Origin of the sequence: Moraxella bovis, assembly GCF_025985205.1 — a bacterium.
Classification (GTDB): Bacteria; Pseudomonadota; Gammaproteobacteria; order Pseudomonadales; family Moraxellaceae; genus Moraxella; species Moraxella bovis.
The window spans coordinates 324,846-338,111 of record NZ_CP087840.1 but is presented as its reverse complement, the minus strand read 5'-3'; the positions used below and the strand labels follow the sequence as shown (position 1 = coordinate 338,111).

The following is a 13,266-nucleotide window of genomic DNA, read 5'->3' as shown; positions in this document are numbered from 1 at the left end:
AAAATCCTGTTTTTAATGATCTCTTTTTTGTAGCCAATCCACCATTTGCAAAAGTAGATTGTCATCGCCCAAATCTGCCACTTGCTCTCTTGCCTTATCAAAGAGCTCGTCGGCATAGGCACGAGCATTGTCCACGCCAAGCAGTTTGACGTAGGTGGATTTGTCCAGTTTTTCATCACTGCCTGCCATTTTGCCCAGCGTTTGGGTATCTGCCACCACATCCAGCACATCGTCCTGCACTTGATAGGCAAGCCCGATAAGCCGTGCATACTCGCCAAGACTTGCCATGCGTTCATCAGACGTACCGCCACACACCGCCCCCATAAGAACACTCGCCACGATTAACGCCCCTGTTTTGTCCTTGTGAATGGCTTCTAGCTCGTTTTGGTTAAGCTGTTTTTGTTCACCATTTAAATCCGCCTGCTGCCCTGCCACCATTCGTCTGGCATTGGATGCTAGAATTTTGGTGAGTTTGGCGAATTTAACATCATCCGTATCACCCCAATAATCGCCGCCCAGCACATCAAAGGCAAGCGACTGTAGCACATCCCCTACCAGCATCGCGGTAGCCTCACCATAGACCACATGGCAGGTCGGTTTGCCACGGCGCAGGTCATCATCATCCATGCACGGCAGGTCATCATGAACCAAAGAATAGCTGTGAATCATCTCAATGGCAAGCATGGCACGGCGTACCGCCCCAAAGACAGGCGTATCCACACACCCCCCAGCTGCCAAAAAAGTCGCCAGTACAAGCAAAGGACGCACCCGTTTACCCCCGTTGGAAATGGCATAACGAGACGCTTCATTTAGTGGGTTTGGTAGATTAGCGGTGTCAAATAACACATCAAAATCCGCCATTAGCTGATTTTTTGTAAACTCTTGTATGCTGTTTAAATCATTGGTTTGCAATTTACTCATGTCCGCCCCCACGTCAAAAAACGCTATCATACCCCAAAACGCAAGGATTTTGGGTAAAAATCATGGGTTTTTAAAAATTTTTCAAAAAATATGCAAAAAGTGCTTGCAAAGTTTTTAAAATCATATATAATACGCACCACTTAGCCAATAAAGCTAATCAAAATTTTGGCGCGGTAGCTCAGTCGGTAGAGCAACGGATTGAAAATCCGTGTGTCGGCAGTTCGATCCTGCCCCACGCCACCATATTTAGAAACACTCAATTTCGGTTGAGTGTTTTTTGTTGTGCGTGATAAAAATAACGCCATCAAAGGACGTGCTTTCCGTGCTTATTGGCACGTTTTGGAATTAACTGAGCACAAAGCCAAACCACAAAAACCCTACCATGTCGGCAGGGTTTTGATTGGATAAATCAGATAAGACATTAAGCGTCTTTTTTGGCACCCAATTTTTCTTTTATACGGGCAGACTTACCAGAACGCTCACGTAGGTAGTAAAGTTTGGCACGGCGAACATCACCACGACGCTTAACTTCGATACCACCGATGATTGGTGAGTGTAGTTGGAATGCACGCTCAACACCCACACCGCTTGAAATCTTACGTACGGTGAAAGATGAGTTTAGACCACGGTTACGCTTAGCGATAACCACGCCTTCAAAGGCTTGCAGACGCTCTTTGTCGCCTTCTTGGACACGAACTTTAACCACAACAGTATCGCCAGGGGCGAATGAAGGGTGGTCTTTTAGCTGTGATTGTTCAATTTGTTGAACTAGGGGATGTTTGTTACTCATGGAATACTCCAATAAATGACATAGGCTCATACCTTTCTACATGGCTCAAAGGTCGCATATCATATCATCATCAGATTGAAAAGCTCAATCCACGTCCGAGCCACACGGACACATAAAACGGCTCATTATAATAAAAAGCCAAACAAAAATCAAGGGTTATTCCACCGTAACTGATTTGGCAAGGTTACGGGGTTTATCCACGTCCGTACCACGCACCAAAGCAACATGGTAGGAGAGCAGTTGCACGGCAATGGTATGAACAATGGGCGATAACACCCCGATATGACGTGGTGTGAGAATGATATGCACGCCGTCCGTTTCGGCAAAGTCGCTGTCAAGGTCAGATAAGACAAACAATTCTCCGCCCCTAGCCCCGACTTCTTGCATATTGGCTTTGACCTTATCAAGCAGTTTATCGTTCGGAGCGATGACCACCACGGGCATGTTCTCATCAACGAGTGCCAAAGGACCATGTTTGAGTTCGCCCGCAGGATAAGCCTCGGCATGGATATAGGTCAGCTCTTTTAGTTTTAACGCCCCTTCTAAGGCAATCGGATAATGAATGCCACGACCCAAATATAACGCAGACGGCTTGGTGGCGAACTCTTTTGCCCATACCGCAAGCTGTGGCTCTAAGTTTAGGGCGCGCTGTATGCTTCCCGGTAGCTGACGTAAATCATCAGCATAGCCAGTCAGTTCATCATCAGACACATGTCTACGAAGTTTGCCCAGTGTCACTGCCAGTCCAAATAAAATCACAAGCTGAGTAGTAAAGGCTTTGGTGCTTGCCACACCAATCTCTGCCCCTGCTCGGGTATAGATGGCGAGCGTACTGGCTCGGGGCAGGGCAGATTCTAATACGTTACAAATAGACAGGCTACACTCATGCCCTTGGGCTTGGGCATATTTTAACGCCTCCATTGTGTCTAGTGTCTCTCCCGACTGACTAATCGTGATGATGAGCTCATCAGGGTCAGCGATGACATCACGGTAACGGTATTCACTGGCGATCTCTACATCCGTACGAATACGAGCGATGGATTCTAGCCAATATCTACCCGTAAGTGCCGAATAATAAGACGTACCACACGCTAGGATTTTAATGCTTTTAATTTTTGAGAAAATCTCTGGGGCACGCTCGCCAAAATTCTCTGGCACAAAACCGCCATCTAGGAAAATCTCTGCTGTATCCGCCACCGCTTTTGGCTGTTCATAAATCTCTTTTTGCATAAAGTGGCTATACCCACCAAGCTCTAAACTTGCCAATGATAGCTCGGAAGTTTTTACCGCACGCTCGGTTTTGTCGCCATTTTTGTCAAGGAGCATGTCAATGCCGTTAGCGGACAACAAAGCAATGTCGCCATCTTCTAAATAAGTGACTTTACGAGTAAAAGCAATGACTGCCGACACATCAGATGCGATAAATACTTCTTCATCACCAAATGCCACGAGGAGTGGACAGCCCATGCGAGCCACCACCATATGAGCAGGGTTATCATGGCATATCACGGCAATCGCAAACGCCCCATGAAAACGACTGCATGCCGTTTGTACTGCACGGTACAAATCCTTGCCGTTATTTTCGTATTCATGGTGGACGCTGTGAGCAATGACTTCCGTGTCCGTTTGCGATTCAAATTCATAACCCAACGCTTCTAAGCGGGTACGTTCGGCTTCAAAGTTCTCAATAATGCCGTTATGCACCACCGAGATGAGTCCACCTGAGATATGCGGATGAGCATTTGGCTCGGTCACACCGCCATGCGTTGCCCAGCGGGTATGTCCGATGCCAATATGACCCGTCAGTCCTTTTTGTTTAACCGCTTCTTCCATCAGAGCGACACGCCCCACACGACGAACTCGCTTAATCTTTTGTTCGCTCTCACTGTATACCGCAATGCCTGACGAATCATAGCCACGATATTCTAGGCGTTTTAGCCCGTCTGTTAAAAAATCCACCACATTGGCATGGGCACGAATTGCCCCAACGATACCGCACATATTAGTTCCTTAGTATCTGGTTAATATTACAATGGCAAGGATTGCCACAAAAAAGTCCTACCCCAAATCGTTAGGTAAGGCGTGTATTATAGCAAATTTGGCAGTCGCTTTGATATCTGCTTTGGTGGTAGTTTTGCAAACACCCCCTTTTTTTCCAAACCCAACTCCCCCAAAAACCCAAACCCCCCACCATCTCTGGCAGGGGGTTTGGGTTTGACTTGGTTAGTCTTGTTTGCTGTTAAGCCAATCTTGTTAGATTAGTTCTTAACGTTAGCAACAACACCAGCACCTACGGTACGACCGCCTTCACGGATGGCGAAGCGTAGACCTTTGTCCATGGCGATTGGGTGGATAAGCTCAACACTCATCTCAACGTTGTCGCCAGGCATAACCATTTCAGTACCTTCTTGTAGAGTGATGGCACCAGTTACGTCAGTGGTACGGAAGTAGAACTGTGGACGATAGCCGTTTAGGAATGGCGTATGACGACCACCTTCTTCTTTTGACAGTACATATACTTCTGCGTCAAATTGGGTGTGCGGGGTGATTGAACCGGGCTTAGCAAGTACTTGACCACGTTGAACTTCTTCACGCTTAGTACCACGTAGTAGCACACCACAGTTCTCGCCCGCACGACCTTCGTCTAGTAGCTTACGGAACATCTCAACACCAGTACAGGTAGTCTTGGCAGTGTCTTTGATACCAACGATTTCAACTTCGTCGCCCACTTTGATGATGCCAGATTCAACACGACCAGTTACCACAGTACCACGACCAGAGATTGAGAATACGTCTTCGATTGGCATTAGGAATGCTTTATCGATGTCACGCTCTGGCTCAGGGATGTAGCTGTCTAGAGTGCTTAGTAGCTCTAGGATAGCAGGCTCGCCGTATTGACCTTGGTCGCCATTTAGACCTAGTAGTGCAGAACCTTTGATGATAGGCGTGTCATCACCTGGGAAGTCGTAGTCAGACAGAAGTTCACGTACTTCCATTTCTACTAGTTCTAGTAGCTCTTCGTCATCTACTAGGTCGCACTTGTTCATGAATACCATGATGTAAGGTACGCCAACCTGACGAGATAGAAGGATGTGCTCACGAGTTTGTGGCATAGGACCGTCGGTGGCAGCAACAACTAGGATAGCACCGTCCATTTGAGCCGCACCAGTAATCATGTTTTTAACATAGTCGGCGTGACCGGGGCAGTCTACGTGTGCATAGTGACGGTTAGCAGTGTCGTACTCGATGTGAGAGGTATTAATGGTAATACCACGAGCTTTTTCTTCAGGCGCTGAGTCAATGGCAGCGTAGTCTTTTGCTTCACCACCGTGATGCTTAGCAGCAACGGTTGCAATAGCAGCAGTTAGGGTAGTTTTACCGTGGTCAACGTGACCGATGGTACCAACATTTACGTGTGGTTTGTTACGTTCGAATTTGGCTTTGGCCATGGGTATGTCCTCTTATTAACCTATGAATTTAGGTATGGAAATTTTCGCTCGGATTGTCTTAATTTCACAGACAAATTTATGACAACATTCAAACAAATTTGCCATATCTTGCTAATTATAACACAACTCTTTATAATTTAAACCACCGTCAATGTAAAATTATGCCAATTTTACAGGAAAATTTGTGCGTTTTACCCCAAATATGATTAATTTTTAGACAAATTGATACAAATGTAAAATAAACCCCCGTTATTTACAGTATTAAGGTAAAATACTGCAAATGAACATACACAAAAACACAAGACTGCTTCCCCACCATAGGAAAGCCATTTGAACTGCTTACCATAAGAACAAGCAATCAGTGACTTCACTGGCACTCGAGTACAAAGTATCAAGACCTACCATTTACAAGGTCTTAAAACTTGCTCGCATTAAACTCCTTAAGCCTCAAACCAGTACCAATAATCGCTTTAAACAAGCCAAGTATGGCATTAAACGCTTGGCTAAGGTTGAAAAATCCATTCAAGACAAACTCAAAAGGCAAGCCAAGCGATACAACAAGTCCTATTTTGGTGAGATGGTTCATGTAGATGCCAAACGCTTACCTTTACTTAAAGGACAAAGTACAAACAGTCCTAGAGAATATCTGTTTGTTGCCGTAGATGACTATTCTTGTGAACTGTATGCTGCCATACTGCCTGACAAAACAGCCTTTGGTGCAGCACAGTTTCTGGTAGAGCAAGTGATAGAACCTTGTCCTTACCAAATTGATGTTATTTACTCTGACAATGGCACTGAATTTAAAGGCACAACACAGCATGAATTTGTCAAAGTATGTTATGATAACCACATCAACCAAAAATTTACCAAAGTAGGCAGACCACAAACCAATGGCAAAGCTGAACAGGAGATACGAACATTAATAGAGCTTTGGCATCATCAACATGAGTTTGTCAGCAGTGAACATAGAAAGCAAGAATTAACCAGATTTCTTAATTTCTATAACACTGTTAGACCACATTCATCTTTAACCAAAAAAGATGAGATTACAGGAAAAACTTTGACTTTTACGCCTTATGAATGGTTAGAGTTTTATTTTAAACAAAGTGTAAATAACGGGTGAGGTTTTTACAGTTAACATCTAATATGTGAATATAGTACTCTTTTTCAAGTTTACCCCACTCTCAACTTAAAATCATCTCAAACCTTAAGGGTGGATTGCCAAGTTGTTTGTTGATTTGTACACAAAGACTGTGAGCTAAGAGTTTTCTAATAAAACGGTTGGACAGATGCCACAAGTCTCTTGCCTTGGTGGTTTGAACATTAAATCTTTGTGATAATTGAGAGATGACGGTTTCAATGGTTTTTCTTGTTCGTTTAAGATAAGACACAAAACCTTGACCTCTATCCTCTTTCATATTATCCCTAAGAGGTGTTTGTAGATCAACCCCCAACTTAGCAAGTTCCTCTTGTAATGCTTTGGATAAATAACCCTTATCCCCAAAGACCAAACTGGCTTGCCCTCCTTGCAAGGACTGTGTCAACTCAAACACTACCTGTCTGTCATCTGTATTGGCAGGTGTTAATGTGTAAGCAATCACTTGACCGTCTTGGTTTGTGAGTAAATGGGCTTTAAACCCAAAGTAGTGTTCGCTCTTACTGGCACAATAACCAAAGCTCCCAACCCCCTTAAAAGATTTGTGTCTTTTTGCTCTTTGATAGACACAGACAGGCAAAGGAAAGCTGTCAATCAAATAAGGCTTAGTGGGACGGCTGTCTTGATTGTCAAGAATACACAAAGAGCCAAGTACCTTCATCATTTTGTCTTTAACCCAAACCAAGTTGGCACAGTGTTTGGCAAAGTTTGGGTATGAGCCTAATTTGGGGAAATAGTGTTGATAGCAGTTTTTAAAGTAAGCCCAAATCTCCTTGTCAGTGTCAAAACCTAAACTTTCACCCACAAGCTCCATGGTGATGATTTCTGTGTCAGACAAGGCAGGCAAAAAGCCTTTGCTTCTTAGAGGTTTGGTTACAATATTTTGATACAAAGCCTCTACCAAAAGATAGACAACAATGATAAAATCATCATACGACATAGCCTACTCCTCGACTGTTTTGTGGTGAAACATTGGATTGGGCTATGTTGTTTTTATTTCAAGCACCCTGCTTGTTGTGGTGTGTTAGTTGAGAGTGGGGTAAGTTTATCATACAACACCGAAGTTTTACTCTCTTTGTCAAGAATGCCTGTTTCCACTACCTCGCCATCATTGTTATATAAAATATAACTTTTACCTGACAGAGGATGATCATTCTTATCCTTCATGACAAAGTGCAGATAATAATCACCAAGCTTCGGCAACCTCACCACCTCATACCCCACATACTCACCCCCCTCCATCACCTTCTCATTACTCTTGACTTGAAACACCCCAGGTGTTGTGATAAACACGCCTTGTTCGTTCATTTTAAACTCAGAACCACAGATGTTGATGGATAATTGAGTGGGGCTTGTGATTTGGATTTTACCTTCTGTTGAGATAATCTCTATGTTGTCTTTGGCGATGTGTTTGATTTGACCATCTTGAGCTTGTAGTTCTATGTCGTCTTTGGCGGTGTAGTGCTTAATGCCTCCTGTTTGGACAAAGACTCTGATGCCGTTTTGGACGGTTAGGTTATATTTTGAGGTGGTGGCAAGGCTTAGGTCTTTGTTTGTCGCAGTGTGAATGTCTTGTCATGGTTTTATTTGATATTTTTGCCATTCTAAGAACTCCTTGGGTAAGGGAGCATCCACATAACTCTCATCAATGGTATAGCCTTTGGCTCTTAGGGCATCCTCAGCCTCTTTGCGTTGGGCTTGCCATGTGGGGATGTCGGCGGCGAGTTTTTCCATCCATCTATCATCTTCTCTATTTAAATACTTGGAAGTATTGGTTTCTATTTCTAGGCGGGGAGATAAATCACTGACCGATAACCGTAACAGCAGATTTTTACGATAAAAAAGCACAAAAATATCATCATCTTCAACATATTTTTGCCATTTTTCATAGCTGTCAATATAAAAACCATCTTCCCATACACTTATATAATCTTCATCGCGGAATGATTCATCTTGCTGAACCCTCCAAGAATCTCTTCCGAATACTCTAGGTGATTGTAAGTGAGCATAAGGCTTCCAATTATATTTTTTTAGCACTGCCAAAATGTCTTGGTATTGCTGATAGAGTTTTTTAGAAGTTTCTATCTCGTATCGTTTTTCCTGTTCTTCAAAGGTTTGTGTGATGGCATCTATCTGCTTAGTTTTCTCTTCATTGCTTAGATGTGTAGCATTTTGTATCTCTTCAACTTTGTCACCAAAAGCCTCGGATGCTTTTACCGCTCTATGAATATTTCCTGTTTCTTTCAGGTGTGCACTCAAGAACCCTACATTTAGCGGTTCTTTTTCACTTGCCAACATAATATCTGTTTCAAAACCATTCAAAGATAATGCCAGCTCATAATCCTCATCTAATAGCTCCAAGCGTACATTAGGGACTTCCTTATAAGAAAACCTAGGGCGCAAAAAGCCCACGGGATAGCCATCATACTCTCTGCTGACAAAGAGGTTAGGGTTTCTTTGAATGAGCGTTCTGGCATCTTCACCAAGGCGTACTACCATACGATGCTCGCCTTGCTCATTTTTATTTAATACCACAGGTGTATTGTCTTGTTTTGATTTCATGTAATACTCCACGCCACTAATAAAAACCAAGATATATATCAATAGTAAAAATAATACGATAAGGGTTATTACACCCAAAACAGTGTATTTTACTGTTTTTTTAACTACATTAAAAATCACCATCGCCCTCTACAACTTCTCCATTAACAATGGACTGCATGTAACCCTCTACTTTTGTCTTATAATTGAGCATAATAAAGTGGTAATCTTCAGCAATTCTAGTGATAAACGCCATTCTTTGTTCAACATCATACAAGTTCTCGCCCCAAGTGCTATTAAGTTCTGAGCTGTTTTTCATGTCCTCATAAAAGCGTTCTCTATTAGCATTACCTTCCATAAAATCATCGCTTAATTGGCAGGCATTGGTTAAAACTGCTTGTCGCCCTTGCACATCCGCAATCCAAGAAATGGCGGCCATTGTTTTTTTGAGTTTATCTAACTGCTTTTGTTTATCTAACACTTTTTTTAACGTCGGGTCCACCCTGCCATTGGGGGCATAAAAGCAGTTTTGTAGGATAACACGTTGTTCGTGGTTGGCAATGTCTAATAAACTTTGTTGTTGATACCCTCTGATTTTTTCTATAGTTTTATCATTCATTCTTTTTCCTATATTTTCTTTCATGAGCCTCTCTATCATTTGAATACTCTCAAAAGCACTTTTTAAATGCTTTTTATCATAGGTGAAATGCTTAATGAGTCCAAGCTCATCACAGTGTGGCAAATCATATAAATCAGTTTTGACGGTAGATACATATTTTTGGGAATTTCTATGATTGATCGCCTCAAAAAAAGAACAGGGAAGCTCTCTATAAAGGTGATGGTAAGGGTAAATGTCCAAAAACAAAAACAAGTTACCCAAAAGCATTCTTTCTCTAATGTGATCTAATTCTTTATCACTCAAAGCATTTTCTTCTAAGTGTTTAATATACTTTGGAGCGATTGCTTTAGCACCAGTAAAATCATCTAATTTGTTGCCATAATAACCAACCTTGGATAAACCTTTATTTACCACATCATCCATTGCCAAGGCGCCACAATACACTTGTTTGGCTGCAAATGCCGCCAACCCCATCCAATAAAAGCGACCTTTTAGATTTTTGCCACCCTTTTTGCTGGTCTCCAAATACATTATTGCGTAATGACTAGCTATTGTTTTGATACGTTCTTGGGTTTGCCCCTTTTGCTCGCTATCGTCCAAAAATCTATGCTCAGTGCTTGTATGTTTTTTGGACAATAAAATCATGGAAATTAGTTGATGATAAGACCAAATTTCACCATAATCCATCCTAGCCGTGCATTGGCTGTTTGGCATAGGGTTAGTCATATTGGTTGAAATTTTAGTATCCATTATTTACTCCTTATCTTTTGATGATTTTGAGAAAACCCTAACAAAATCCACCCCCATTTCCACCTCCTCTTCACTTTCTGTCCAAACCCTAACTGTACCGCCCTCATCGTCTGTTGTGCCACGAATCTGCTCACCTGTGACTTTGTTGGTAATAACATAAGGAACATTTTTGAGGATTTCTCCTGACTCCGATTTTAGCACAAATTTTTCATCAAAGGTGCCGACGATGGGGGAGCCGTTGAATTTGTAAGAAATTTCTTTTGCTCCCAACACCCAATGCTCTGGTGCGTACACCTTTACAGGCTTTGGAGAGCCTATCTCCACCCCCTCTTTATCTATCTTGATATAACTGCCATTGGAAGTTAAGATGATTTCTTTATCAGCGACAATCTCAATGTTGTTTTTGGCACTGATTAATTTTAGTACTTGCTCTGCAATGATTTCTATATCATCGCTTTGGGCTTGAATTTGAATTTTACCACGAGCAGTAAATAGCTTTATACCTAAGTTTTGTACCAACACCCTTAACCCCTGTGCAATGTTTGTCAATAAGTTTTTTGCACTGGCAATGCTCAATGTTCCTTGTGTGGTTAATGTGGTATTTTTTTGGCTTGCGATATTAATGTTGTTTTGTGATGATAGTATGGTACTGTCTTTTGATGATAACAGCAACTGGGCAGAGGATAGCTCAGGGTGTATTTGACTATTGTCTTCGTCGTCCAACTCACTTTCGTGCAACTCGTCCTTGATGATGTCGTTGCCCATAAGGTCATCTAAGTCCTGCTTAAATGATTCTTCCACGTCAATGTCTAATGATGATTCATTAACATCATGAGATGCCGAGAGTTTTAAAAAAGACTTATGAATTTGATGAGAAACCATTAAAGATTCAGAAGACTCCCCCACATCCTTCACATGCCCCACCGCCCCCTGCCTCCCATGCGTGGTAATCACCATGCCTTTATCTGCTCTTATCACCCCATGTCCATCAGTTCTTACCTCAAAGCCCTCGCCTCGGTATTCACCTCGTCCTTGGGGGGTGGTAAGACGTCTGATGTGTCCTAGGTTAATCTCGGTGTGTAGGTGGTCGGATTTTAGGTGGGTTTGGAGTTTGTCTTTAGTGTCATCCATGATGAGTTGGTTGGATTTGTCTCCCCCATACTCTTTGGAGCGGATGCCAGAGAGGACTTTTTCATGAGGGAGGGTGTATAGAGGCATGTTGTTTGGATTGGTCAAAGAGCCTGCCACATAGGGCATGTCAGGATTGCCTCCAAAGAAGTCAATGATGACCTCTTGGCCTGCTCTGGGCAGTGCAATGTGCCCATAGTGATCTCCTGCCCAGGTACTGGCAACACGAAGATAGCAGGTGTTTATCTGACTTAGGTCATCTTTGTCATCACCGGTGCGATTGTCTACAAGGTGTCTTTGGGCGAGTGTGGGTTTGTCCCAGTGGAACTTAACTTTGATGCGACCGTATTGGTCGGTGTGTATCTCTTCACCTTCTTGGGCGACGACAGTGGCGGTTTGGGTGCGGGCAGGGGGTCTTGGGCAGGGGGTTGTGGGTACAAGCGGATGTGTGGCAGGGTATGCAGTAAAGCTTGTATCAGCGGTGTAGTACTGATGGGTGTTGTTGTCTTCATCGATGGGTTTGATGCTCATCTGTAAGGCGTAGACGACCCAGTCGGTATTCATGCTTTGATGAGGGTGACCTGTTAGGGTAAATAAGTGGGCAACCTGTATGCCCTTTAGTCTGCCATGTGCGGTGGCACTTAGGCTTTGATGCCGATAAGCGGCGGTGAGCTGTTCGTTTTTTGTGGCTAGCTCATCACCCCCTGCTCGTCTGCCTTGATGCCATTCATAGCGTTGTAGGTGATGGATGAGTGCTTGATGTGGTTTGTGTGTGTCAGTTTGCACCCCTTTTATGGTATCATGAGCCATTAGGGGTTCATTAGGGGCTTTAAACTGATAATCAGATAAGAGACTTTGGGCACAGGTCAGTCTGCTTTTGGGGGTAAAGTGTTCTAGGTATTCAGCATACGCTGGCATACGCTGATTGGGCAGGTTGAGTGTTAGGGTGTCATAAAAGGGATTGGCGTGTCTTTTTAGGTGACTGACATGGTCGGTGATGATTAGGGTGTGATTGTCTTTGGTGTGTTCAAAGTAAAAGCTGATGCCATGCTCACTCATAAGGCGAGTGATGAATGCGTGGTCTGATTCGTCATATTGGGTTTGGTAGTCTTGTTTAGGATAGTCATGGGTGAGTTCAAACTGCCAAGGATAAGGGTAGCAGGATAACACCTCTTCGATGATTTGTGGGATGGATTTGTGTTGGTGGATGTGATAGTTATTTGTTTTGGTGAGTAGGTAAGTCCATGGAGATAAGGTGAGTTCATAGACGGCATGCCTGTTGTGTGTGGTGAGTTTGGCACAGCCGGTGATGATGCCATGTCTTGTGACTTGTCCTGTGATGGTCCTATCATCGATGGGGTGTTTGTCATTTAAGTCAAGGGATATGCCTAAGGGCGTGCCGATGAGGGCGGTTAGGTCTAAGTGAGAGGCGACGCTTTGGTAGGAGATGGTGTCTTGGTGGGGGGTAGCCTCTTTGGGGTGGATGATACTGCCATGATAAGCTTCAAAACTGACATAACCTTCTAGTCCCTCTATACCATGGGCAGGGTTGCCATGTTCGTCTTTGGCTTTGACGATGAGTTTGTATTCAAACAGTCCGTTGATACTCTCTACCCCTTGTAAGCTGTCGAACCATAGATAAGGAGTGCCAGATACACTTTTGGGCAGATAAACAGAGTGTAGATGAGCACGATGGTTCATGGGGGTATCTCCTTATGGGCAAGATGTCATGTGTGTGATGTGTGTGTGGTATGTGGTATATATTTCTGGGCTGTGTTGAACAGGCATGCAGGGTTAATGAGAATGATTTAGGAGTGATTGGATTTTAGCATGGGGGGTGGGAGGGGTCAAGGGGGTGAAAAAATTTGCTTGATTGTTTATTTTGTTTTCGCTATAATCACATGAACTCATT

The 13,266-nt window shown here is 43.3% G+C and carries 10 protein-coding genes and 1 tRNA gene; 2 read left to right on the top strand and 9 right to left on the bottom strand.

Annotation, left to right across the window (positions count from 1 at the left end):
- Positions 1 to 12 precede the first annotated feature (12 nt).
- The gene (locus LP107_RS01660; RefSeq protein ID WP_078274476.1) at positions 13 to 951 is read right to left on the bottom strand and encodes a polyprenyl synthetase family protein; all 939 of its coding nucleotides are present in this window, start codon (positions 949 to 951) and stop codon (positions 13 to 15) included.
- Between the two features lie 137 nt (positions 952 to 1,088).
- Here LP107_RS01660 and LP107_RS01655 point away from each other — a divergent pair.
- A tRNA-Phe gene (locus LP107_RS01655) sits at positions 1,089 to 1,164 on the top strand.
- 178 nt (positions 1,165 to 1,342) lie between these two features.
- Here LP107_RS01655 and rplS read toward each other — a convergent pair.
- The 3 genes from rplS to tuf all read right to left on the bottom strand — a co-directional run bounded on the left by rplS (position 1,343) and on the right by tuf (position 5,160).
- Entirely contained in the window at positions 1,343 to 1,711 is a 369-nt protein-coding gene (gene rplS / locus LP107_RS01650) for a 50S ribosomal protein L19 (RefSeq protein WP_062501004.1), read from the bottom strand.
- 156 nt (positions 1,712 to 1,867) lie between these two features.
- Positions 1,868 to 3,712: a glutamine--fructose-6-phosphate transaminase (isomerizing) gene (gene glmS / locus LP107_RS01645; protein WP_078274477.1), complete on the bottom strand. Its 1,845-nt coding sequence runs from the start codon at positions 3,710 to 3,712 to the stop codon at positions 1,868 to 1,870.
- Positions 3,713 to 3,969: 257 nt separating this feature from the next.
- Positions 3,970 to 5,160: an elongation factor Tu gene (gene tuf / locus LP107_RS01640; protein ID WP_029102688.1), complete on the bottom strand. Its 1,191-nt coding sequence runs from the start codon at positions 5,158 to 5,160 to the stop codon at positions 3,970 to 3,972.
- 361 nt (positions 5,161 to 5,521) lie between these two features.
- On the opposite strand from tuf, the gene LP107_RS01635 reads away from it, so the two are divergent.
- Positions 5,522 to 6,283, top strand: coding sequence for an integrase core domain-containing protein (locus LP107_RS01635; protein WP_208624034.1), 762 nt, complete (start codon positions 5,522 to 5,524; stop codon positions 6,281 to 6,283).
- 61 nt (positions 6,284 to 6,344) lie between these two features.
- On the opposite strand, the gene LP107_RS01630 is transcribed toward LP107_RS01635, so the two are convergent.
- From LP107_RS01630 to LP107_RS01610, 5 genes are all read right to left on the bottom strand, one after another.
- Positions 6,345 to 7,256 carry an IS982 family transposase gene (locus LP107_RS01630; RefSeq protein WP_078275357.1) on the bottom strand — a complete coding sequence of 304 codons (912 nt, stop codon included), beginning with the start codon at positions 7,254 to 7,256 and terminating at the stop codon, positions 6,345 to 6,347.
- 53 nt (positions 7,257 to 7,309) lie between these two features.
- On the bottom strand, positions 7,310 to 7,885 hold the full coding sequence (locus LP107_RS01625; protein ID WP_264676346.1) for a DUF2345 domain-containing protein: 576 nt from the start codon (positions 7,883 to 7,885) through the stop codon (positions 7,310 to 7,312).
- A 6-nt stretch (positions 7,886 to 7,891) separates the two neighbouring features.
- Positions 7,892 to 8,878, bottom strand: coding sequence for a hypothetical protein (locus LP107_RS01620; RefSeq protein ID WP_143821757.1), 987 nt, complete (start codon positions 8,876 to 8,878; stop codon positions 7,892 to 7,894).
- Between the two features lie 109 nt (positions 8,879 to 8,987).
- Positions 8,988 to 10,226, bottom strand: coding sequence for a DUF2515 family protein (locus LP107_RS01615; protein WP_078275298.1), 1,239 nt, complete (start codon positions 10,224 to 10,226; stop codon positions 8,988 to 8,990).
- Positions 10,227 to 10,229: 3 nt separating this feature from the next.
- The gene (locus tag LP107_RS01610; protein ID WP_112741763.1) at positions 10,230 to 13,055 is read right to left on the bottom strand and encodes a type VI secretion system Vgr family protein; all 2,826 of its coding nucleotides are present in this window, start codon (positions 13,053 to 13,055) and stop codon (positions 10,230 to 10,232) included.
- Between the last annotated feature and the right edge of the window lie 211 nt (positions 13,056 to 13,266).